Origin of the sequence: Chengkuizengella sp. SCS-71B (genome assembly GCF_040100845.1) — a bacterium.
GTDB lineage: Bacteria > Bacillota > Bacilli > Paenibacillales > KCTC-33759 > Chengkuizengella.
This window is the reverse complement of sequence record NZ_JAZHSH010000001.1, coordinates 1,859,139-1,882,082: the sequence shown is the minus strand read 5'-3', so window position 1 is coordinate 1,882,082 and position 22,944 is coordinate 1,859,139. Positions and strand designations below refer to the sequence as shown.

23 protein-coding genes are annotated in these 22,944 nt (G+C 33.1%); 3 read left to right on the top strand and 20 right to left on the bottom strand.

Annotated features, from left to right (window positions below):
* Nucleotides 1-343: 343 nt before the first annotated feature.
* Nucleotides 344-880, top strand: coding sequence for a DUF6886 family protein (locus VQL36_RS09275; RefSeq protein ID WP_349251154.1), 537 nt, complete (start codon nt 344-346; stop codon nt 878-880).
* 10 nt (nt 881-890) lie between these two features.
* On the opposite strand, the gene VQL36_RS09270 is transcribed toward VQL36_RS09275, so the two are convergent.
* The 3 genes from VQL36_RS09270 to VQL36_RS09260 form a co-directional block, all read right to left on the bottom strand.
* Nucleotides 891-1,574 carry a prolyl oligopeptidase family serine peptidase gene (locus VQL36_RS09270; RefSeq protein WP_349249037.1) on the bottom strand — a complete coding sequence of 228 codons (684 nt, stop codon included), beginning with the start codon at nt 1,572-1,574 and terminating at the stop codon, nt 891-893.
* Between the two features lie 53 nt (nt 1,575-1,627).
* Entirely contained in the window at nt 1,628-2,152 is a 525-nt protein-coding gene (locus VQL36_RS09265; RefSeq protein ID WP_349249036.1) for a DUF1572 family protein, read from the bottom strand.
* 78 nt (nt 2,153-2,230) lie between these two features.
* Nucleotides 2,231-2,818, bottom strand: coding sequence for a TetR/AcrR family transcriptional regulator (locus VQL36_RS09260; RefSeq protein ID WP_349249035.1), 588 nt, complete (start codon nt 2,816-2,818; stop codon nt 2,231-2,233).
* Between the two features lie 155 nt (nt 2,819-2,973).
* Between VQL36_RS09260 and VQL36_RS09255 the strand changes: the two genes are divergently transcribed.
* On the top strand, nt 2,974-3,687 hold the full coding sequence (locus tag VQL36_RS09255) for an ABC transporter ATP-binding protein (RefSeq protein WP_349249034.1): 714 nt from the start codon (nt 2,974-2,976) through the stop codon (nt 3,685-3,687).
* Nucleotides 3,680-6,103: an ABC transporter permease gene (locus tag VQL36_RS09250; protein ID WP_349249033.1), complete on the top strand. Its 2,424-nt coding sequence runs from the start codon at nt 3,680-3,682 to the stop codon at nt 6,101-6,103. Before VQL36_RS09255 ends, VQL36_RS09250 begins: the two co-directional genes overlap by 8 nt.
* A 263-nt stretch (nt 6,104-6,366) precedes the next feature.
* Here the strand turns inward: VQL36_RS09250 and VQL36_RS09245 are convergent, their stop codons facing one another.
* The 17 genes from VQL36_RS09245 to VQL36_RS09165 form a co-directional block, all read right to left on the bottom strand.
* A complete protein-coding gene (locus VQL36_RS09245) occupies nt 6,367-7,089 on the bottom strand; it encodes an MBL fold metallo-hydrolase (RefSeq protein ID WP_349249032.1) in 723 nt (240 codons plus the stop codon).
* Between the two features lie 328 nt (nt 7,090-7,417).
* Entirely contained in the window at nt 7,418-8,908 is a 1,491-nt protein-coding gene (locus tag VQL36_RS09240) for a DUF6382 domain-containing protein (RefSeq protein ID WP_349249031.1), read from the bottom strand.
* Between the two features lie 17 nt (nt 8,909-8,925).
* Nucleotides 8,926-9,411, bottom strand: a complete 486-nt coding sequence (locus VQL36_RS09235) for a prepilin peptidase (protein WP_349249030.1) — start codon at nt 9,409-9,411, stop codon at nt 8,926-8,928.
* A 24-nt stretch (nt 9,412-9,435) separates the two neighbouring features.
* Nucleotides 9,436-9,966 carry a TadE family protein gene (locus tag VQL36_RS09230; RefSeq protein WP_349249029.1) on the bottom strand — a complete coding sequence of 177 codons (531 nt, stop codon included), beginning with the start codon at nt 9,964-9,966 and terminating at the stop codon, nt 9,436-9,438.
* Between the two features lie 33 nt (nt 9,967-9,999).
* Nucleotides 10,000-12,159: a hypothetical protein gene (locus VQL36_RS09225; protein WP_349249028.1), complete on the bottom strand. Its 2,160-nt coding sequence runs from the start codon at nt 12,157-12,159 to the stop codon at nt 10,000-10,002.
* 19 nt (nt 12,160-12,178) lie between these two features.
* On the bottom strand, nt 12,179-12,940 hold the full coding sequence (locus VQL36_RS09220) for a hypothetical protein (protein WP_349249027.1): 762 nt from the start codon (nt 12,938-12,940) through the stop codon (nt 12,179-12,181).
* 241 nt (nt 12,941-13,181) lie between these two features.
* Entirely contained in the window at nt 13,182-13,400 is a 219-nt protein-coding gene (locus VQL36_RS09215; protein ID WP_349249026.1) for a Flp1 family type IVb pilin, read from the bottom strand.
* Between the two features lie 11 nt (nt 13,401-13,411).
* Nucleotides 13,412-14,218, bottom strand: a complete 807-nt coding sequence (locus VQL36_RS09210; protein ID WP_349249025.1) for a type II secretion system F family protein — start codon at nt 14,216-14,218, stop codon at nt 13,412-13,414.
* Nucleotides 14,219-14,959 carry a type II secretion system F family protein gene (locus VQL36_RS09205; protein ID WP_349249024.1) on the bottom strand — a complete coding sequence of 247 codons (741 nt, stop codon included), beginning with the start codon at nt 14,957-14,959 and terminating at the stop codon, nt 14,219-14,221. It lies immediately after the preceding gene.
* An 18-nt stretch (nt 14,960-14,977) separates the two neighbouring features.
* Nucleotides 14,978-16,192, bottom strand: coding sequence for a CpaF family protein (locus VQL36_RS09200; RefSeq protein WP_349249023.1), 1,215 nt, complete (start codon nt 16,190-16,192; stop codon nt 14,978-14,980).
* A 1-nt stretch (nt 16,193) separates the two neighbouring features.
* Nucleotides 16,194-17,312 carry an AAA family ATPase gene (locus tag VQL36_RS09195; protein WP_349249022.1) on the bottom strand — a complete coding sequence of 373 codons (1,119 nt, stop codon included), beginning with the start codon at nt 17,310-17,312 and terminating at the stop codon, nt 16,194-16,196.
* Nucleotides 17,313-17,489: 177 nt separating this feature from the next.
* On the bottom strand, nt 17,490-18,752 hold the full coding sequence (gene ltrA, locus VQL36_RS09190) for a group II intron reverse transcriptase/maturase (protein ID WP_349248364.1): 1,263 nt from the start codon (nt 18,750-18,752) through the stop codon (nt 17,490-17,492).
* A gap of 194 nt (nt 18,753-18,946) precedes the next feature.
* Entirely contained in the window at nt 18,947-19,087 is a 141-nt protein-coding gene (locus VQL36_RS09185; RefSeq protein WP_349248363.1) for a hypothetical protein, read from the bottom strand.
* A gap of 245 nt (nt 19,088-19,332) precedes the next feature.
* Nucleotides 19,333-20,973: a serine/threonine-protein kinase gene (locus VQL36_RS09180; protein WP_349249021.1), complete on the bottom strand. Its 1,641-nt coding sequence runs from the start codon at nt 20,971-20,973 to the stop codon at nt 19,333-19,335.
* Between the two features lie 122 nt (nt 20,974-21,095).
* Nucleotides 21,096-21,650, bottom strand: coding sequence for a hypothetical protein (locus VQL36_RS09175; protein ID WP_349249020.1), 555 nt, complete (start codon nt 21,648-21,650; stop codon nt 21,096-21,098).
* Nucleotides 21,651-21,736: 86 nt separating this feature from the next.
* Nucleotides 21,737-22,060 (bottom strand): nucleoside triphosphate pyrophosphohydrolase family protein, encoded by a 324-nt coding sequence (locus VQL36_RS09170; RefSeq protein ID WP_349249019.1) that lies wholly within the window; start codon nt 22,058-22,060, stop codon nt 21,737-21,739.
* A gap of 48 nt (nt 22,061-22,108) precedes the next feature.
* Complete coding sequence (locus tag VQL36_RS09165; RefSeq protein ID WP_349249018.1) at nt 22,109-22,870, bottom strand: TSUP family transporter; 762 nt, start codon at nt 22,868-22,870, stop codon at nt 22,109-22,111.
* Nucleotides 22,871-22,944: the final 74 nt, after the last annotated feature.

The following is a 22,944-nucleotide window of genomic DNA, read 5'->3' as shown; positions in this document are numbered from 1 at the left end:
TTATGAAGTATCTAATGAATTTGCTTGGATTCTTATCTATGGGCTGGAATGTAATGTAAACAATGATTAATTTAATAGTTTTTTCAATATAGATAATTGCAACTCGCTATTAATATTTACCAACCTTTGGTAGAGACACCTCGCCATCAAGTTAAGGGATAGCGAATTCACCATTATTTACTATGTTTTAAAAAAAGCCCCTTAAAAAAGGGACTTAATAATAATCTGATATTTTTACTTTCTTTGAAATTTATCCTTAAGCATTTGTACATCAGTTGCCAAAAGATTGTAATTTGTTATAATACTCCAATAGCGATAAGAAGAAAATTATGAAGAAACATTTATCTCTATTCGGAGGAGGGTTAACATTATCTTATTTCATTTTAGTGAAAATCCAAACATCAACAAATTTGAACCACGAAAAAGCAATGCATTTCCAGAGCTTCCATCAGTAGTATGGTCTATAGACAAAAAAAATGCACCTCTATATTATTTTCCGCGAGAATGCCCTCGAATAGGGTTTTGGCCAAAATCTGATTCTAAAACAGTAGATTTACAAGAGTTCCAAAAGTCTACAACCGCAGAAAAAGTAATAGCAATTGAATCTGGATGGCTGCAGACAATTAGAGAAACAAAATTATATGTATATCATTTTTCAAATGAATCATTTAACTGTTTTGATGAGGGAGCTGGATATTATATATCTACTAGAACCATTATTCCAAAACAAGTTGAGCCCTTAGGAGATTTAATTGAACATCTAGTCAAAGCTAATGTAGAACTAAGATTAACTCCTTCACTAATGCCTTTAAAAAACTACCTGCTTTCTTCTACTTTACATTTTTCAATGATACGAATGAGGAATGCTGCACAATTATAAGTTTTAACCTTTAAAGCAATTTAATATTCTCATTTTTATGGGTCAGCATCCATTCATAAATTTCTTCATTCTCATATGTTCTCGTCCATGAGTCATGACCCAAATGAGGATAAATTGTAAACTTAACTTTTCCGCCAGCTTGATGTAAAGCTTTGACCATTTCTTCTGAATGATGGATGGGGACCGATTCATCTTCAGCGCCGTGAAACACCCAAATTGGTGTGTTGTTTAACTGATTTATTCCACTGCGAAATCTTACTAAAGGCAAAGATACACCACAGATTGGAATTAATGCCGCAAACAACGATGGGTATTTTTCAGCTAAGCACCATGTCCCATATCCCCCCATACTAATACCCGTCAAATAAATACGTGAAATGTCCACTTTATAGTTTTGCGCTACATCTTGAATTAAAAAAAATAACATTTCTAGTTCTCTATCCCAGACCGACTCTACGGGACATTGTGGAGAAATTGTAATAAAAGGAAAATCATCTTTTTCCCCAACTATTTTGGGGATGCCATGTTTTTTAATGAGTTCGAGATCATCTCCTCTTTCACCAACTCCGTGAAGAAAAAGAATCAATGGTCTCTTTTCATCTGTTTCAAGATATCTTTTAGGCAAGGTTAATAAATAATTTAATGAGGATTCTTGAGATATCGTTGTAGTATAATTACATTTTAATTGTTGCACAACTACCCCCCCCAGGAAAAAATGTATTTTAATTTTAAGTTGATTTAAGTATTCTAGTTCATCATACGTTTATTAAATTCTTTTGATTTTCCTTTTGGAACACTTAAGGAGACCCATGAACTTGAAAGTTGTTTTGATAAGTAGACAATTTGGCCAACATGGTAGGAATAATGTGAGAGCTGTCTTTGGATTGCTTGTAATACACTTAGAGGTTCATTTCTAATCGTAGTGGTTTTATTTAGATCATCTTCATTTAAACCCCGAATAGCTTTAAATACAAATTCCCAACCTTCATTCCAGATAGATAACAACTCTTCTTTAGTATTAATAATCCCTTCAAATTCACTATCTCGATCTCTTGCAACAGATTCTCCATCAACAAGTAAAAAGTTCTCCCATCTTGATTTCATATTCCCATGTAAGTGTTTTACAATTATTGCCACACTGTTTGAATCTTCATTTTCAGCAAAATTGATTTGACTTTCATTTACTTGTGCAATCGATTTTTCACCTAATGATTTCAATTCTTCAAAGTTATGTACGACGGTTTCTAAATAATGATTTCCTATATTGTTCAAATTTACATCCTCCTTGATTAATCTACTAATTTCTATGTCCCTATATCTTTTATGCAAGTTGTTTTAACTTAATGAGTACTAGTTTAAAATCTCGGACCCAATTCCTGTTAAGACTAACTGATGAAACATCTCATCTACTTCAATAGCAGATACTTGTGTATGTTTTTCCCCATCCATCCACCAATGAATAAGGCTCATCAAGGTGTTCACTACAAACTCTACCGCTATGTCTTGAGGAATTTTTAACGAGTTAAAAGAGTTCGATATGGTTATTTCTTCACGTATCAAGTCAGAAATTACTCGTTTAATATGATGAAGAACAAACAATCCGCTTGGTGCAACAGTTGCCTTCCACAAACGTTTACTATCTTGTGCATGCTGCAGAAAACTTAAACTAAACTCGAATCTAAATGCTTTCGTTTTTATAGTTTCAATTTTAACCATCTGCTCTTTTATTAACTCTCTTAATATATTTACATTCTCAACAAGCAGCTCTTCCTTATCCACAAAATGAGAATAAAAAGTTGATCGACCGATATTTGCCCGATCTATTAAATCTTGGACAGTAATCGCTTCGTAACCTTTTTCTATCATAAGTTCCTGAAGTGCCTCGTGTAATAAATTTCTCGTTCTTTGAACTCTTCTGTCTTTTTTTTGTTCCTTCAAGAAAAATCCCTCTTTTAATGAATAATTTTTATGAATCTGTTTCTTTTTGAACAATACAAGCTATATTGATTATTGTTTAATCTCTTTATGTACATTATAGTCGATAATGAACACATTGTTCAATATTTATTATCATTAATTTAAGGAGGTTCACAATGGCAAAACTTAATCATCTCATTTCTCTTAAAAAAGTAAGTAAAATATATACTTCATCATCAGAAACCTTTACTGCTTTAAAAGAAATTGATCTAGAAGTAAACAAGGGTGAATTCGTAGCATTTGTCGGTCAATCTGGGAGTGGAAAATCTACGCTAATCAATATGATTACCGGAATCGACACCCCTTCCTCTGGAGAAGTTTATGTTGCTTCAAAAAGCATTCATTCTCTCAATCAAGAACAAATGGCGGTTTGGCGTGGGAGAAATATCGGAGTCATCTTTCAATTCTATCAATTACTTCCCACACTTACTGTTGCAGAAAATATAATGCTGCCCATGGATTTTTGCAAAACGTATCCAAGAAAGGAAAGACGCAAGCGAGCCATTAATCTGCTAAGCAAAATGGGCATTGCGGAAAAGGCCAACAATTTACCTTCTGATTTATCTGGCGGTCAACAACAACGTGCAGCTATTGCTAGAGCGTTAGCTAATGACCCTCCCATACTAGTTGCTGATGAACCGACTGGTAATCTTGATTCTGCAACCACAAACATCGTAATGGATCTCTTTACAGGTCTCATTAGCGAAGGAAAAACAATCGTGATGGTTACACACGAAAGAGATTTAAACCATTTTTTCACAAGATCGATATTACTGTCTGACGGTGAAATCGTATCTGAAACAAATGGGGAGAAGGTACACCGTGTTTAGCCCAAGATGGAAAAAAGTAATAGCAGATCTACGTAATGCAAAAGGCAGATGGATCATGATGGTAACCGCCATTGCAGTCGGTATTTTTGGAATTGCAAGTATGTTAAGTTCCTATTCTATTCTCACACGCGAACTTAATCTCAATTATATGAGCACTAATCCCGCTTCCGCCTATATTGAATTGGAAAGTGTTGATTTAAAAAATAGTGATAAAAATCTCCTTGAAAAAGTTAGAAAACAACCTGGGATAGAAGGTGTAGAAGCCACAGCCTGGGTAAATGCCAGAATTGAAATGCAACCAAATGAATGGCAAGAGATTATGTTATTTGGCATTGATGATTTTGAAAACATGAACATCGGAACATTCGAACCAGAGTCTGGTGTTTCCCCTCCTCCAGATGGTTCAATTTTACTGGAGAGATCTGCACTTATATTTTTAGAGGCAAATATTGGGGATACTCTTTATATTAAAACTTCTACAGGAGAGAAGAAGCAAATATCCATCTCAGGTACCGTACATGATCCAAGTTTGCCCCCAGCAGAACAGGATCAAAGAGCGTTTGGTTATATTTCTGAATCCACCCTGCAACAACTTGGTGAGACTGAGTCTTTCCACATTCTAAAAGTACTATTCCAAGATCAAACAATGAATATAGCAAAAATTGAACAAAATGTTGGAAAACTAGCAGAATGGATGCAACAACAGGGGATTGCTATTGAAGAAATTCGAATCCCGCCCCCTGGTCAACATCCACATCAATCCCAACTCACATCCATTGTAATTATGTTACTTTTGTTCAGTTTAATGGCATTGATTCTAAGTGCTATTCTAATTGCCACAATGATTAACGGGATGCTTGCTGGACAGATTCATCAAATTGGTGTTATGAAAGCAATCGGTGCAAGTACTAAACAAATTGCTGGTATTTATTTGTTAATGGTCGTTGTTTTGAGCATCATAGCTGTTCTGATTGGTTTGCCTGCAGGCATCACATTTGGACGACTTTTTGCTGAGATGATTGCAGTGATCTTGAATTTTACGATTTACAGTGATGTCCTTCCTTTGTGGAATTACATTGTTCTGCTGTTAACAGGTATTCTAATACCTGTTTTAACAGCACTCATCCCTATCTTAAGAGTAACTCGAATTACTGTTCGAGAAACCCTCAGCGAATACGGAGTAAGTAGGAAATCACTCAGTACTAGTCGACTTGAGACATTTCTCGGAAAAATAAAAGGATTAGATAGAACTCTGATCCTATCTTTACGAAATACATTTCGTAAAAAAGGGCGTCTTATCCTCACCATCTGCTTATTATCAGTTGCAGGTAGCATGTTCCTAACAGGTTTAAATGTTAAAGCAGGTTGGGAAAAGATTATATCTGATGCCGCTTCACAACGTCATTATGATTTGGAAATCAAATTAAATGATGCTGAACCGAGACAACGAATGAAGCAAATCCTTGAAGACATCCCTGGCGTAGAAAAAGTAGAAGTTTGGAATATAGAAGAAGCTGCCCGGGTTCGATCAGATGGTTTAAATATCGTGCAAACGTATCCAGACGGTGGACATGGAAGCTTCTCGCTTCGCTCTGTACCAATAAATAGTTCTATGATAGATTTGCCATTAATTAAAGGGAGTTGGCTCGATGAAATAGAAAACAACAATGCTATTGTACTAAACCATAATGCCAAAACATTATTCCCAGATTTACACGTAGGGGATTCCCTTCCACTATTGATTCGTGGAAATTCAGTGCAATTTGAAGTGGTTGGCATTGTGAGAGAAGACTTAGCTAAAAATACTGTTTATATATCTTCAGAAGGATATGGTGAAGTTACAGGTCAATTAGAGCAATCAAACAAATTGCGTGTAGCTTTAAAAGATCCAGAATCTATAGCTGCCATGAAAAATGAGCTTGAAAAGGTGCTAGCAAAAGAAAACATCAATGTAGAATCTATCATATCAGAGATTATGCTAGCCGAAGCATTAACTGGTCATATTTCCCTTCTTATTTTTGCCTTAATTATGATGTCTATGATCATGGCAGTCGTTGGTGGACTCGGTCTTATTTCATCAATGAGTACCAACATAATTGAGCGTACCAGAGAATTTGGGATTATTCGTACGATTGGTGGAAGGACTGGAACAATTTTACGCAATGTAGTCAGTGAAGGTATTTTCATTGGTATCATAAGTTGGATCATTGCTCTTCCCATTTCATTACCCTTGTCTGCCAGTATTGGAAAGCTGATCGGAAACATGACTTTTAATGTTCCACTGCCGCTCATTTTATCACCCATGGCTATTTTCATTTGGTTAATTTTTATCTTGCTGGGATCCACAGCAGCAAGTTTCTATCCTGCATGGAAAGCTTCACAATTAACTATTCGAAATACACTTGATTACGTATAGAAGGGAATGATTCATGAATGAAAAGAAAAGGAATGATTACACTTATTATTATTGCAGCAATCCTTACTGGGTTAGGTATAGCTGCTCATGAGATTGATTTTAAGCAAGTTATATTAGACCTGCATGGATAGTCCTAAAAATTTATCGTAACACATTCAAAATACAAATAAATTGTAGGACGGATTTCATTATGTAACATTTTGTACATTTTTAAATATAAAAAGTACCGCCTTTGTTTACATAAAACAAGGGGGGTACTTTAGTTAGTCATTATTGATCAATTCAATAACGTCCCCAGGTTTCAATACTTCTTTATTCTCAACGTTAAACTTTCTAATATTCTCTACATTATAAAATCCGTCTTCACCTGTGCTAATAGGAATTACTTTTTCCGCATTAATCATTTTTGCTACCTCAGCTGCTTCTTCTGGATCCATATTATATATCCCATCAACTGGTAATAAAGCATAGGTTAAATTTTTATTTGATAATAACTTCATTTCCTCTATGTAAGATGTATCTCCAGCATGATATAACAAGACATCTCCTAATTCCAAAATATAACCAAAGGATTCTTCTTTTTTATGAAATTCATTATAGGCTGCAACAGCATTAATTTTTATTCCCTCAATCTTAATAGAATAACCAGGCAATTCACTATGAATGCTTTTCTTCTTGAAATCAAAGTATGGTGTAATATATACAGTGCTTTTTTTAGTTTCAACTTTTTCAATGTCAGCATGATCATAATGAAAATGAGTGATTAACACAATATCTGCTGGCTCATCATAGTTATCACCAGCCCATGGATCAATATAAATGACCTTTCCTTGATCTGTAACAATTTTTATACTGGAGTGACCTAAGTATTCAAGTGTAGTGTGTTCTAAGTTAGAATTACTAGTGATAGTACATCCCGTAAGAAAAATGCTAGAAATAATAATCAGAAAATTTGACATCGATTTCATTAATTCTACAGAATTCACTATAATTCTCCTCTCACATAAAGTAAATATACATAAATTATACTTTCCTATATGCCAAGTTGTTTTATTAATATCAGCTCATATATTTAAAGAAGATTATTATATTTAATATATAAAGAACTTCTTTTGTATGTTTATTGTATATTTATTATATTTTTATAATAAATCTTAGATCTAGAGTAACATATATTAAGCCTTTTTGTAACGCTTACAAGTAAAAAGTTTAAATTATTTCATATTTCATATTTAAATATTGAAAAAAGCCTAAGAACTCTCTTGATATTTATATTTATAATTATTCAATTATATCTAATTTTATTCAATTGTATTATTCCCTCTTTTCTATATTATTCAAATTATAATCATGTTTGATAACTATGAATTTCATATCTACTGAAATGATATGAATGCGGTCATCATGTTTTAACGAATATGTTTTATAAGGAGTTAGCTTTTCATCATTTAAAAAACTTCCATTTTTAGAACCAAGATCCTTTATTTCATATTGTCCTTCATCAACTTTTATAATTTCTAAATGAGCTCTTGAAACTCCCACTTTATTAATTTCATAATTTACTATTGTTGGATCTCTTCCTATTAAAAAATGTTCAATTTCCACATCTACTCTCTCAACTTCAGAATTACCTAACTCTGAAATATTTAAATATACTTCAGGTTCTTTTACTTTATTGAATTCAAGTAGACTCCCAGATCCTAATAAGACAGTTTGATCTGAAGGAGTTAATATCGTCGTGTGATTGGGTAATTGTTGAAAGTATGTCTCATCTTGTGTTTGTTCAAAAATCTCCACTAAGTTCACATCTTCTTTTACTGAATTAGATTGATCGGCTACTCTTTCCTCAGATTCATATTCTTTATTATTTCGATTATACTTTTTTCCAATCCAAAATATGAAAAGATTTAAAACAATCATAAAAATGGATATTCCAAGAGCAATAATGTAAAAAATTGATGATTCGTATGCTAAATAAAACCTCCATGTCATGGCAACGATCAAAACTGAGATCGTTATTATAATCGTACGATTTTTTCCATGGATAAAATCTAAGAGCGCTACTGGTGTTGACCTTATGATATTATCATTATATACGCCATTTAAAGTATGCATGCTGTCTTCTAATTCAGGTCTGTCTGTTTCTTTCATGTCATTCAAATTATTCAAATCATTTATTTCATTATCATTATGTTCTTCAAATCCATCTTCTAACCATTGTAAAACTTCATCTTTTATCGTTTTTAAAGAAACATTCCCTTCACTTAATAATGTGAGTATTTGTTGCAATTCATTCCCTTTCATATCTTGAACATATTCAGTTAATGTTAAAACTAGCTGTTTTATTTGTACAATAACAGGTTCCCTTTCATTTAATTGTTTTAATGGTACATAAGTTAAGTAAATATCTGTAACATCCCTACCTATAAAAATAAAATCAGGATGAATGATATAATTTAATTCATTCAATAACATAGCTTTATGTTTATGAATGATATTCACAATTTGCAATACAATTTTATAAAATTCTTTTATAGTAATTTGTTCGACTTTTAGTTGTTGAGTCAGCATTCTTTTATTTGTGTAATCAAATAAAAGTCGTACATTTAAATTTCGTTCATCTATTTGCATTGGCAATAATTGTTGAGGCAAATTACCCTCTATCATTTTGAGTTGTAAATTCGATAACATATCCCTTCTAAAATTAGGTTTTGACAATACAATATAAAATCCATCTTGTTGAATATAATCAAAATGGAAATCCACTATTTTCCCAACAGAAGTATCACTGATTTCATTGATCATTTTCTATATCACTCCTTTCAAAAATGACAGTAAGCAGCAACAACACCTGGTAATACCGCAATCATAAATGGAAATCGCAAATTTTTTTTTGTTGCAAACAAATGAAGCAACTTAATGTCTCGATATATAAAAACATGAAAAAGGGTTAAATAAATAGTTTTGATTCGACTCCAGTTCTCTTTTTTGAATAGTAAGATACACATCCCTATCAAAACTGAAAATAATATAGAATACACAAGGATATATAACGATAATTTTAAGCCAACCCATGCTCCTATAGCTCCAAATAGCTTTACATCACCTGCAGCTACTGCCCTAATTGAATATAATAAAACCATAGGAAGCATTACAACGAATAAACCCATAAAAGAAAACCATAATCCATAAAATCCACTATTTATAATATGATACAGCCATGCAGAAAGTAGCGCTGTCATGGTAATCACGTTGGGTATTTTATGTCTAGTTAAATCTGTATAAAATGCTAACAAAATAAAAATCATTAAAATGTAATATTGAATTTGAGATCAACCTCCAATCCATACTCGTTCAAGTGATTTTTTCTGAATCATAACCTCACGTTCAATAAATGGAAGTAATAACTTCATAGAATAACTAGCCTCTATGGAGAAATAGGCATTTTGTTTATTTTGAAGATTTGGTAAAATCACTTTAATCACTTGTATTTGATCCTTTTGTAAAATATCCTCATCGATAAATAACAACAAATAAGGTAAAAAAATGACGTTTAAAATTTCATTTGTGATATTGTTTATATTGTCTTTTTGTAATTCTACTAATAAGTTCATTTCCTCAGGGATCATGTTAGTCATATCATTTTGAAAGGTTTGAATTGATTGATTATTGTTTAATATATAGACAGGGTATACATGGGTCGCAGTCATTTTCGTTGCTTCATTCACTGCTTGATGAAGAGCCATTTCTGCCAAAGCAATTTGTAAAAATGAAATAAGGGCTAAAAAAACAGATATAAATATGGGTAATACAATACTTGCTTCTAACACCAGACTTCCCCGATTTTGCTTCAACATATCCATTCTCACTTCCAATGTGAACATGATTATTTACTTCTAATAAGAAAGAAATATAGTTTTGTTCATGATTACTTCATCACCTTGTACATCTCGATTAAACATTTCCATCGTTCTTGGAATAAACCACAATCGTATCGAAGTTTCAACAGAGGCTTCAACACTGACGTGTTTTAGAGTCAAATCTTGTTCAGTGTTTAATTCTATTAACGATAACAATCGACTGAGCATGTTGGAATTATTGCTATGTAAAAAAAGAAAAACTCTTAAATAATCTTTATAATCAAGACGTATACTTCTAGATAACTTTTTAGATAAATTCACTTCTTCACCTGAAATAAGTTTCTCCATATCGTTATAAGCTGCAGATGCTCCTTCAGCTAGTGCCCATAAAAATGACAACAAGGGTGAACCTACCTTAAGGATAGATTGTTCAGGATCACTTAAAGCTTCCATTGTCCTAATCGCTAAGCGAAGTAAAAAAACTTCAGAAAAAGCCGAGCTTTGATTCAATTCACAATGATTAAAACCATAAAGGATATATTCAACCTCTTGATTGAATAATGTGTGATGCTGAGGAGCTGATAATTCATTTGAATCTTCTAATGTTCTGTAATTAAATTTTGTAAGAGCAAATTCATTCATATATACTTCATCTCTTACACTTAATAGTGCAGCTGATATTTTATTTACTATAGACATTGCTTGCTTACCAACATCTTCAGCACCATTTTTTAAATCAATAGAGGAATTTAAAGTTTCGATTGCATTATTTTGATTAAATTGATCATATTTTTCCTTAAAACCTTCTAATTTTCCATATGCTGGCTGTTCTGTACCATTACATGAATGTAATAACTTTGTAACTTGTTTTAATTCGCTTTCTGTTTTTTGACGTTGCTCATCTTGTCGATCTTTCATTTTATCGTTATTATCCATCCGTTTATTTTCAATAATTGATTGTGTGTTATAAAATTCTGATCCGTAATTCAGCATTCTTTCATTGGCATCTAACAATTTTTGATGCCGAATTATATAATCTGATCCAGTAAGCAACTTTGTTGAATCAAATTGTGATTTCATTCCACTAAACAAACTGATGATAACTCCTATTTCACTCTCTAACTTTCTAAAATAAGTTTGATCATAAGTACTTATGTACTCTGCTCCCATTATTTTTTCATTTTCTAATTTATCAACTAATTCATCATTTACTTTTTGTGCTTTTTGTATATTTGAATTTATCCATGTTTGTGCGTCTAGTAGCTGTATGTAGTCCTTATCTAATTGCAGTTCAGTAATTAAAATCGTTTCTACATATTGTTTTATCTTTTTAACTAAAGTCTCTAGATCGGAAATTCGATCCTTTATTTCATTTATTGATTTTTCTAAATTATTAATTTTTGTTTGCAAAATAGCTTTTTCTGCCTCAGTCTCGCTTTTTTCTTTTTTTTCATTGAGATCATCCATCTTCTGTTGATTGTAGTCTACACCTTGTTGTAAATTTTTTATTTCCTGTCTAATTTCATCAACTTGTTTGAGTCCAATTTCACCTGCTAAATCATTGATCTTATTAAACTGCTGATCATAATAATGATAGTATTTTCTAATCACACCTGAGGTCCCTATAATTTGCTGTATTTGTGTCCACACAGAATCCAAGTGTTCCTCTCTATTAACAATTAATTTTTCGATATCTTCTGCTTGTTTTAAAAATGTTGAAGTTCCCTTTAAATCATCAGATAACCCTTCTTTCTGAAATGGCTCTAATACGCTTAACATAAATTCAATAGGTGCTCTATATTTCATCTCCTCTAGGATTTGTTGCTGAAATATGCCTTCGTTGGCTAAGGAATCAATTCCTGAAATTTTAATTGAATCCTGATTTAAAACTAAAGTACTTAGATGTGTAGTATCTCCTACATTAGAAAAAGACAAATTCTTCTTATAAACTTCCTGAAAGATTTTCAATGCATCCTTTTCACTTGTAAGGGCATATAAACCATAAGATTGTAATTGATTATCATAACTGGACAACACAGATCGTATGGAAGATCTCATAATTTTTTCTGCTTGTAAATCGGCTATTCTGATTCTAGCAAAATCAATCAAAACAGTATTAAATAGAAAAATGCCAATAAATATGATCATAAAAAAGATCGAAACAGATCCTGAATTTGATCTTAACAAATCTCTCAATTCTCACCCTCCATTAAAACTAATCATGGATGACTACTACAATCCCTTTACTTTCTAACTCTGAAATAAAAGCTTTAGAAGGACCTACCTTGACAGTTTGTTTATGCTTTCTAAAAAAATGCCAAATAACACCTTTTACTTCTTCTCCATTATTTAATAACTCAACATCCTTTACCATTTGAGAACGAAGTTGCTTCTCGTTAAATGTTAAATAAGCTTGATGTGCAATACCATTACTATCCAGTGCATCTATTTTTCTTATTCCATAACTTGTATCAAATTTATTCTTACTTCCCTTTACCAGTTTTTCTAAATAAATTGCTGCAGTACCATGATTTGCAAAGGAATTAGGACTCTCAAAATCAAAAAACTGATTAAAAGCATCCTGGACTTTGTTCTGATCTATCTTTCGTTCCTTTAACTCTTGTATATACGTCCGTAGTAAATCAATATTTCGAATAAATTCTACAGGTTCGGTTATAGAGGATTCGACATATGAATAAACGTGATTATTCATTTTCATTACTTCTGGAATTTGAATGAATCGGTGTAACTCAACTGACACTTTACGTGATACTAAATGGTTAGAATAAGCCATTTTACCTATAAAAGAGTCAGGCAATAAGAGAGCAGCATTGTGCATTTTCTTTAAAACTTCATCAAAATCATTCATAATGTTTTCTACAGGGAGTTCTAAAATGACTTCTCCATCTTCTGCTCCAAATAAAAAAATATGTGATAACGAATCTTGAAACGCTCTCCAATAAAGATCGTCCTTCATTTCAGATGAGACCCTTCCAGTAATGGGATCTTTGAAGCTGTTATCCCAATTAAAAGAAGTTCTTTCTGCTGTTAATGAGGAAGAGGAATATAATATTACTTTCTGATAAAAAAATAATGTTGAGAAAAGAGTAGTTAATGTAACGATAAAGATAATCGGCAATATCAAGGAGGATTCTATAGTGAAGCTCCCTTTCTGTTCTTTTAAAATAGAAAGGCACTTCCTAATGATTTTCATTTTTTTAATTACCTGATGTTGTAGGCTCTTTTATACCATCCAAATTTGTTTTCATTTCATTTTGTGTTTCATCAAACAAAGTATTTACCCATGAAATAATCCATTTTCGAAAAACGATAGCTATGGCAACTAATACACCAATAATTAGTAATATTTCTAAAGTTCCAAGCCCTTTTTCGTCTTTCCACAGTTTTTTTAATTGAACAAGTACATTTTTTTCCATTTTACTTTCCCTCACTTCATCATTAATATTGCAGGAGCTGCAACTACTAAAATAACGACCACAAAAACAAGGATCATTGGAAATATCATTTTACTAGAAGCTTCCTCACCTAAGGTTCTAGCCATTGTTTTACGTGAAGCCCATAATTGATGAGACAACGTTCTTAAAGACAAACTTAACTGATCTCCCCCCCTCCGATAATTCATTAAGATTGTATTTGTAAAAATAGAAACTTCATGAATTCCAACTCTGTAACTTAATTCTTCTAGCGCTTGCTGAAACGAAGCATTGTTTTTCAATTGTATACATACCTTTTGAAATTCATCATAAAGAGGATGTGTCTGGTTCCTTTTCTCACTTTCCACAGATGTGATCAGTGCTCTTTGTATCTGTTCACCTGCATTTACTAACAAGGCAATTTTATTTAATAAAATGGGCAGCTCCATTAAAATTTCTCTTTTCTTCCTTTTAACTCTTTCATTCAACTCTCTGTACAACAAAAACGGTAATACAATGAGAAGGATTAATCCTATCACCATTAACTCTGTACTCATTCCTATGAAAATTACTACTCCAATAAAAAAGAATATAATACATAATGATGTAGAGATGATTTGGGCCACATACATTTTTTTATAAGGAATCACTTTTTCAGATCCATATAAAAACTGGAGTTTCACATGTAATGACTCCATTTTATTAGAGAAATGATCCATTAGCTTTAACCGGTCTATTAAATATAATGAGATAGGATTTAGTATATTTAGTTGAAATGGCTCACCAAACTCTCTTACATAAGTAAAATAATTCTTCATCATTTACACCTGTATCCTCATTAATTTCTGGCTGATTACAAAACTGAGAATCAATAGAATTAGAGCTATGAACATGATGATAAACCCTTTTCCTTGATATAATGGAGCCATATATTCTGGTGAGCTATAGCGCAAAATCACAATGAATATAAAAGGAATAACATTTAATACCCTTGTCTCAAACTTTTTATTTGAGATGAGGACTTGAATCTCTTGCCCAATCTCAATTTTATCGCTGATCATATTTGTTGTTGTACGAATCACTTCCACTAAATTTCCACCTGTTCTTTTGCAGATTTTAAACACTTCTACAAAGTTGGCGATATCTTCGATTTTCGTTCGGTTACTAAAGTTTTGAAATACACTCTCAACTGTAACGCCGTTTCTAATTTGCATATTCATCATTTTAAATTCTTGAATTATATACGTATTTTCATTGGGATATATTGCTCTTAAATCTTCTAAAGTATAAACAAGAGCCTTTTCAATTGATCTCCCTGCTGATAAAGAAGATGACAAACTAGCTAGAGCTTGTTTAAACTGTAAAATCAAATCTTCTCTTCTCTTTATGTTTAAATGCTTTGCTCTATATTTAGGAATAAATAATGCACATGTTGAAAGAAGAATACTAATGGTAAAATTCATAAAAAACACATAAGTAATTAGAAAAAATACGCATCCAGCAATGAACACCGTCAAAATATATTGTTTTTTTGACAAAGAAAAATGAGTATAATCAACCATAACCACACCACCACTAAACTAATATCCTGCCATTTTTAACTTATTCCGATTTTTCAAAGTACTTCCTGTTGGGTGTAACCCTCCAGTTATCATTCCATCTTTTTCACCCTCTTCTACAAAATGATATAATTGGTTTAATTGAATTTCTCCATTTATTACACTTTTCACCTCACAAATTTCAAGCACTTTTCTTGAGCTATCTCTCATTCGAGATAAATGAATCATAATATCAATTGCTGAACTAATTTGTTTCCTAACGACTTCTATTGGCAAATTTGCCCCACTTAAAACCATTGTTTCTAATCTACTTAACATATCCTTTGAAGAATTTGCATGCCCTGTTGATAAAGAACCATCATGTCCAGTATTCATAGCCTGAAGCATATCCAATGCTTCTTCACCACGAACCTCTCCAACAATAATACGATTCGGTCTCATTCTTAAAGAGGAGCGGATTAAATCACGAATGGATACCTCTCCTTTCCCCTCTGTATTCACTGTCCTTGTTTCCATACTAACTAAATTAGGAATGTTTCTAATTTGTAATTCTGCAGAATCCTCAATGGTAATAATTCTTTCATCACTTGGAATAAAATCGCTAAGAACATTTAAAAAAGTAGTTTTCCCTGATCCAGTACCACCTCCAATAAAAATGTTGTATTTTGAAATGACCAATTGTTGCAAAAAGTCAGCTGCTTCTTGAGATATAGAATCATTAGAAATAAGACGTTTAATAGATAGAGGTTTTTCAGGAAATTTTCTTATGGTCATTGTAGGACCTTTTAATGCAATAGGTGGCAATACTACATTCACCCTAGATCCATCCTCAAGCCTTGCATCAACTATGGGAGAGGACTCATTCACTGCTCGATCCACCTTTGAAACTATGGTCTGAATAACATTCTCAAGCTTTTCTTGGCTTTCAAATTTTCCTTCATAGGGAGTTACTTTACCATTCTTCTCAATAAAAATTTCTTCATAGTTGTTAATCATAATTTCTGTAATAGAAGGATCATCTACAATTGGTTGCAAAATATCTAATCCTCTAAATGAATGAAATAAACGCATAACATAGTCATACTTTTGCCTTGAGGATAAATAATATTGTTCTGAAAATTGAAACATAATTTCTTCAATCATTTGTTTTAATTGCTCATCAGAAATATCATCAGCAACATGAAGTTGATCAATAACCTGCTTTTTTATTTTTTTTAATAATTTTAAATCAACCATCTCATTTCCCTCCAAGACAGCTAGCCAGTTGTTTGTATGTTTGAATCACCTTCTCATTGAACACATTTTGAGTTAATAGCTGATCAATATGTTTTACAGATTTCCATTGTGGAATGTATGGCAAATATGTGTGGATATATAAACCATGATCGTCAAAATTATTTTTACATTCATTTGTATATTTGTTCAAAATATATTTGCTTTTAGAAGACAAAACTTCACTCAAACTTACTCCATACAAATTGTTAGATTTCTTTAATAGTTGGTTCATTTTCAAAATACATTGGTTATCATCTAAAAGAATATTCATTATGTAATCACTTTGTTGCAAACTTCCTATCATTCTTTCATGCAATGAACTTGAACAATCTATAATAATGGCATTATATTTTTTCGTTTCCTTTATCAATTGAATGAATGTTTTAATATCATCCAATTGAAGATCTATGCTGTCGTTCATTTGTGAAGGCGGATTAATATAATCACAATGCAAAACTGGGTGGTAACTGAAATAATCATCCAACTGATTCTGCAAAAATTCTGGATTTGTTTTTATATAATAAAGCAGTTTTGAAAATTGGTTTTTATAGTCATTGTTTTGAATATAAAATTGAAACGGATATATTGTCTCAAGGTTTAAGTAAAAAACTTCTTCATTCATCATCGTTAATTGTTTTACTAAGTTAATAGTAACAACGGATTTACCACTTCCACCAGATGGTGAAAATACAGAGATCACCTTCGTTTTATGAGCCTGACTATTCTTATTTTCAGGAACTAAGTTATGCATTTCTAAGTAACACTTTTTTACAGCCATTAGTAAATCATTTATAGATTGATATTTAGGATGAGATTTTTGATTGAAATTTTCCAAACTCTTATCGGATTGACAAAGTATTTGAATGTTTATGGATGCAGTTACTTCAACTGGCATCCAAATCTCGTCAATTAGTAATACATTAGCTGCAACATTGTTTTGCAAATGCTCAATTAGCAGTAGTTTATCTGTAAAAAAAGTAATGGAAAACTCTTTTCCTATTTTTGAGGTTCTTATGTAACTTGAAAAACCTTCTATATATTCTCTATCATTAGTTGCAACAATAAGTAAGATTTTATCCATCCAATTCCCCTTTCATAAGAATAACTTCCCCAATAGCGAGGCAATAAAAAACCACAGATCCCGACTGATGTCGATAATCTGCGGTGCTTCCGCAATCTTTTTTTCTAATCGAGTAGGAGGGGGCGGCTAGCCCCCGACCTCTCACACCACCACACGTACCGATCGGTATGCGGCGGTTCATGTCATATTCCGTAAGTATTTGTATCTATCCATTAAACTTCGCAAACCTTGATTTGACCAGAATTTATTATTCATGGTTCTATGAAGAATTGGACTACAGGCAATTCTCCAGTATTTCTTTCTCGAGTTACCCCATTCATATGCCTTCTCTCTAGGGATACCTAAACCTGTAAGTTTCCTTACTTTCGTTTTCGGTTTCTTCCATTGTTTCCAAAGACACATCCTTAATCTTCTTCGTATCCATTCATCCAATTCTCGAAAGATCGTAGGTGTATCTATTAATGCGTAATAGCCACACCATCCTGTTAGATATTGATTGAGTTTCTTAATTCGCATCTCCATAGCTACGGGACTTCTCCTTGATGTAATCTCTCGTATCTTTGCTTTCACTCGTTGCATGGATACTTTGGATATCCTCACTTTTGGATTCTTCTTGTCCCAACTAAAGGTGAAACCTAGAAACTTTCGTTTCCATGGTCGGTCTATCGCGCTTTTCTCTTGGTTTACCTTCAACTTTAGCTTGTTTTCGATGAATTCTGTTACTGAACGCTTCACTCGTAATCCTGACTTCCACGTTTTAACATAGATGTTGCAGTCGTCCGCATAGCGTACGAATCTCAGGTTTCGCTTTTCTAGTTCCTTATCTAGTTCATCTAATACGATATTTGATAATATTGGACTTAATGGTCCACCTTGCGGCGCTCCTTCTGTCGTAGGTTTAACGAGTCCATTTACCATCACGCCAGATTGGAGGTATTTTCGTATAAGTTTTAATAAGGTTTTATCTGGGATTCGTTCTGCTAACTTTGCCATGAGACGATCATGATGCACTCGATCAAAGAATTTCTCTAAATCAATATCCACTACAATACGGTATCCTTCTTGCATGAATCGTCTTGCTTTCCTCACTGCATCATGTCCTCGTCTCTTTGGACGAAAACCATAGCTTTGTTCAGAAAACATAGGATCAAATATTGGGGTTAATACTTGCGTTATTGCTTGTTGAATGAATCGATCTATCACAGTGGGGATACCAAGAAAGCGAGTTCCACCGTTCGGTTTCGGGATTTCGACCCGACGGACTGGACTCGGTTCATAAGCCCCCTTTTCCAACTGCTCACGAAGAATATGCCAGTTTTGTAGAATATGTGTCCGTATCTCTTTGACAGACATGCCGTCTACTCCATGGCTTCCTTTGTTCGCTTCCACTCGCTTGAGTGCTGTAATTAAATTTTCCTGTGACAATAATGACTCCATCATTCTTAGATACGCTCCTTACGTGAATTGTTCTCCTGTTCATGCCATGAGTAAATTCAGCCCTTCTGAGTACCCTCATGGATTCACCATTACTTTCCTCAGATAAGTCCGTACTGGATTGTCTGCTTTCATCACTTACTCTTGAAATTCCAGTCGTTCAATTCCTATTTCATGTTCAGCCCTTCCGTTTACTGTCGTCACAGCTCACGTACTATGGCGTCTGCTGACTTCTGTATGTTCAGCCTGCTTTCACAAGCAGGGTTACGAAGTTTACTTCGCATTTCATACAGATCTCCCCAGGTAAGAATGCAGTCTTTCCTTCCATCTATCTGCTCCATTTACTCTGTACCATCTTTGGCAGAAAGGGCTTTGTTTTGTTAAGCAAACTCACCCAATGATACCTAGCCTTATATGAAGTTCGTGTTCCTCAGACCGGAAGTTTGCCGCTCGCTTCCTTCAGATTCCGCATCACTACGGACACCCTTGCGTTGAGCTAACTGCTACTTCTGCCTTCACAGCTCGGGACTTTCACCCTATAGACTGCACCCATGCTGGGCGCACTTAATAAAATACACATTAAATTTTAATGTTGTATTTGAAACCATTTTTTTAAACTGCCCGTACTGTTGGCTTGCTGCTCTAACATACTTTTAGGAACAATCTGACTAATGAATGGATACAACCCCTCTATTAATTTGTCTTTAATATTCTTTTCGATTTGAAACATCTTCCCTTTCCAGATATGTTCATGAACATTCTCAAATGGGAAATTTGCTATATAACAACTAGGATTCCAAGGTAATGTGTTATTCCAAAGTTTTTTGACTCTTGCATTTATATCTCGATTTACTATAAAATGAACGTTTTTCCCAGATTGTTTCAATCGTATTGCTGTTTTTAAATTATTTTGCGATAATCCAGCACTAAACTTTGTAGGGATGGAATCAACAACACAACAGATTTCATCAGCACTATTACACAACTGTTGAACGCTTGGATGTGACCATCCATTTGAAATATCCACTATCATAATTGGTTTTCTAATATTAAAAAGTAAAGGTTCAATTTCAGTTTTTGATTCGTTTTTCTCGAGTAGAGCATCATTTGATAATGGCAACGGATACCATGTCGTATATCCTGAATTCCATTCTAATTTATTTGAGCTCCAATGATCTTCATGATACTTATCAAATAAAAACTCATACTGTTTGGGTTTGTTCTTCTCCCCATTTAATAAACTATACAATTCAGGTATGTTGGTAGGGTATTCAACAAGAGCATTCTTTATTTTGTAATGATGAAACATTCTTGCTAGAGCTATAGAAGTAAATGTTGAGCCTGCACCTTGATACATATTTCCTACTACTATCACTTTAGGTTCGAATTGAAGGCTTAGTTCCAAACTAGTTTTGTTAGGAAAATCCAACCTTTGTTTATCGTTCTGTAATTTTTCTAAATCTCTCTTTACTTGTAAAGTATCTTGATATCGATCTTCAGGATTAAATTGTAGTAATTTCTGAATCACTTGGATCATTGGAAGGGGAATATTCGTATGTTGAAGCGATTTCCGACTAGTATAATAATGACCACCTGTAAAAAAATAATACAGCATTGCACCTAAATTAAATAAATCTGTACGGTGATCCGATTGTTTATCTTCAAACTGCTCAGGTGCAGCAAATCCAACTGTGCCTAAATGAACGGTATCTTGCTGTTTATGCTGCTTAAAACTACGTGAAATACCAAAATCTATCAATCTAACATTATCTTGTTGGTCTATCATCACGTTAGAAGGTTTTAAATCTCTATAAATAATTGGATTTTTTGAATTGGAGTGTAAATAATGAAGAAGTTCACATATTTGAATAGCATATTTTATCACTTTTTCAAATGGAAGCTGATTTCTCATATTTTTAAATTTCTGTGCTAGGTTCTGTCCATGAATATAATCCATTACTAAGTAACTAATCCCGTTTTCATTTGGAGGAAAATAATCAACTATATTAGGTAAGTATGGATGGTTTAATTGGATAAGAGTTTCCGCTTCTTTTCTAAAATTCTGAACATGGCCATTTCCTTTGGATTCCTTTATTGCCCAACGTTTACCTCTTAGTTTTAAATCCTCTGCTAAATATACAGCGCCCATACCGCCTTGTCCGATAATGGATAAGATTCGATATCGACCGCCTAAGCAATCCTTTGGGTTTAAATGATTTTCGTTCATTTTGGAACACCTACTACTGAAAATAATAACTACTTCTCTATTCATACCAATATAAGAAAATAGTAATATATAAGTTATATATTTACCATAGGACGTATGTTCCATTTTTTTAATATTTGTTCTCAAGTTAACTCTGAAGTAAAAGAAGGAATCTCCCCATCTATATCTGTAATGATATACGCTTTATAACCTGAGAAACTTTCTTTTGAAACAGTGATTTTTATAATATCAGATGCTCCTGATTTCAACGTATATTTGATGTCGAAGCTTGTTTCAAATTCACCAATTTTCCGCTTTGTTAAAACTGTTAGTTCTGCCATCTGTCGATTAGACACCCCTATACCGCCTAATCGTAAAATGGTGATTTCTTCTTTTAAAGCTTCATCTAAATATACTCTAGCTAAAGCACCACTTCTCAAAATTAAAGCTTCTTCAAATCGATCTATTAACTCTTCCTCCGATTCAATCTGTACTAACAAAGCTTCTTGAACATATTTTAGCTCTGTAAGTTCATCAGAATTAGAATTTTCATTAATATTTATACCACCTGAACTAATCTCGATCTCTGAGTTTGAATTTTCAATTGTAGCTTCATCTATTCCACAGCTAGTTGTAAAAAGCAGAATAGTGCCTAAAGTAAAAAAGACGAATTTGTTTTTATATATATAATCAAACATAGTAGAACATCACATCCTTATCTGATATTTTATCGATCTACCATAGGTCAATTATATCCTATTCTTACCAAAAAAACATCAAACTTTTATATGGTTCGATTGATACTCTTCTCACACTCAAACCCGTTAGGATACCTTTTTTCTAATTTTGCTATATTCCCTTTTGCAATTTGTTCCAATGAAATCCCTAAAGCTTCTGCACCTGCAGCTAAATACCACAAAACATCACCCAATTCCATTTCCAACTTTTTTCTATTAAGTTCATGACCCTGAAATATATGCTTTTTCAGTTGATCTGCAACCTCTCCACTTTCACCACATAACCCCAAAGCGGTATTCAATAACAGTTCTTCCGAGTCAGATCCTGTTGCAGTTCGCATAGCTTTCATTTGATATTCATTAAAATCCATAACACTTTCTCCTCTCACTTTTTTCGTTTTTTTATATTTAATTTATCTTTAAAGTCCAAAATTTTTCCAAAAAACTTGAATAGCCATGAAAAAACAAACAGTAATCACGACTGGCTTTATTAATGAAGCTCCTTTTTCTAATACCATCTTCGCTCCAATATATGAACCTATAATTTGACCAAGCATCATAATGATTCCAATAGCCCAAACAATTTGTCCGAAGAATACAAAGTATAACAAAGCGGAAATATTACTTGTAAAATTCAAAACTTTAGCATGAGCAGTTGCTTTTGAAGCACTATATCCACATAACGCAATAAACGATAATGCCATTAGACTACCCGTACCCGGACCAAAAAAACCATCGTATAAACCAAGAAAAGGAGCGACAGAAAAGGAGAAAAGCGATAATCTCATCTTCATTTTTCGATCTTTATTTTCAATATTTGGTGAAAACAAAAAATACAATCCAATAAAAATAAGCAAAAAAGGCAGTATCAATTCGAGATATTCTGCACGTATCTGCAACATTATCCAACCGCCAATGACAGCTCCCAAAAAAGTCATTAATATTGATAACCTTATCTCTTTAAGATCTACAGCTCCCTTTTTTATAAAAAACATAGTAGCAATGAATGTACCGCTGCTGCCTTGGAGTTTATTGGTTGCTACTGCCGTTGCAGGGGGTAAACCAGCCAACAACATCGCCGGTATAGTAAGCAATCCTCCTCCACCAGCAATGGTATCGACCCAACCTGCGAGGATAGCCACAAAAAATAATATGATAATGACTTCTAGACTAAAATGCATTGCATGATTCTCTCCCATAGCGTACTTTAATTTCATGACCTTTCAGAGCTTACAGAGTGGAGCTCCGATACTAA

Coding starts and splice junctions, on each gene's coding strand:
- VQL36_RS09175 (WP_349249020.1), bottom strand. CDS start 21,650: ATGTTTGATTATATATATAAAAACAAATTCGTCTTTTTTACTTTAGGC.
- VQL36_RS09240 (WP_349249031.1), bottom strand. CDS start 8,908: ATGATCAATGAAATCAGTGATACTTCTGTTGGGAAAATAGTGGATTTC.
- VQL36_RS09220 (WP_349249027.1), bottom strand. CDS start 12,940: ATGAAGGACGATCTTTATTGGAGAGCGTTTCAAGATTCGTTATCACAT.
- ltrA (WP_349248364.1), bottom strand. CDS start 18,752: ATGATGGAGTCATTATTGTCACAGGAAAATTTAATTACAGCACTCAAG.
- VQL36_RS09235 (WP_349249030.1), bottom strand. CDS start 9,411: ATGATTTTTATTTTGTTAGCATTTTATACAGATTTAACTAGACATAAA.
- VQL36_RS09205 (WP_349249024.1), bottom strand. CDS start 14,959: ATGGTTGATTATACTCATTTTTCTTTGTCAAAAAAACAATATATTTTG.
- VQL36_RS09255 (WP_349249034.1), top strand. CDS start 2,974: ATGGCAAAACTTAATCATCTCATTTCTCTTAAAAAAGTAAGTAAAATA.
- VQL36_RS09170 (WP_349249019.1), bottom strand. CDS start 22,060: ATGGATTTTAATGAATATCAAATGAAAGCTATGCGAACTGCAACAGGA.
- VQL36_RS09180 (WP_349249021.1), bottom strand. CDS start 20,973: ATGAACGAAAATCATTTAAACCCAAAGGATTGCTTAGGCGGTCGATAT.
- VQL36_RS09210 (WP_349249025.1), bottom strand. CDS start 14,218: ATGATGAAGAATTATTTTACTTATGTAAGAGAGTTTGGTGAGCCATTT.
- VQL36_RS09195 (WP_349249022.1), bottom strand. CDS start 17,312: ATGGATAAAATCTTACTTATTGTTGCAACTAATGATAGAGAATATATA.
- VQL36_RS09230 (WP_349249029.1), bottom strand. CDS start 9,966: ATGGATATGTTGAAGCAAAATCGGGGAAGTCTGGTGTTAGAAGCAAGT.
- VQL36_RS09215 (WP_349249026.1), bottom strand. CDS start 13,400: ATGGAAAAAAATGTACTTGTTCAATTAAAAAAACTGTGGAAAGACGAA.
- VQL36_RS09200 (WP_349249023.1), bottom strand. CDS start 16,192: ATGGTTGATTTAAAATTATTAAAAAAAATAAAAAAGCAGGTTATTGAT.
- VQL36_RS09185 (WP_349248363.1), bottom strand. CDS start 19,087: ATGGAGCAGATAGATGGAAGGAAAGACTGCATTCTTACCTGGGGAGAT.
- VQL36_RS09165 (WP_349249018.1), bottom strand. CDS start 22,870: ATGCATTTTAGTCTAGAAGTCATTATCATATTATTTTTTGTGGCTATC.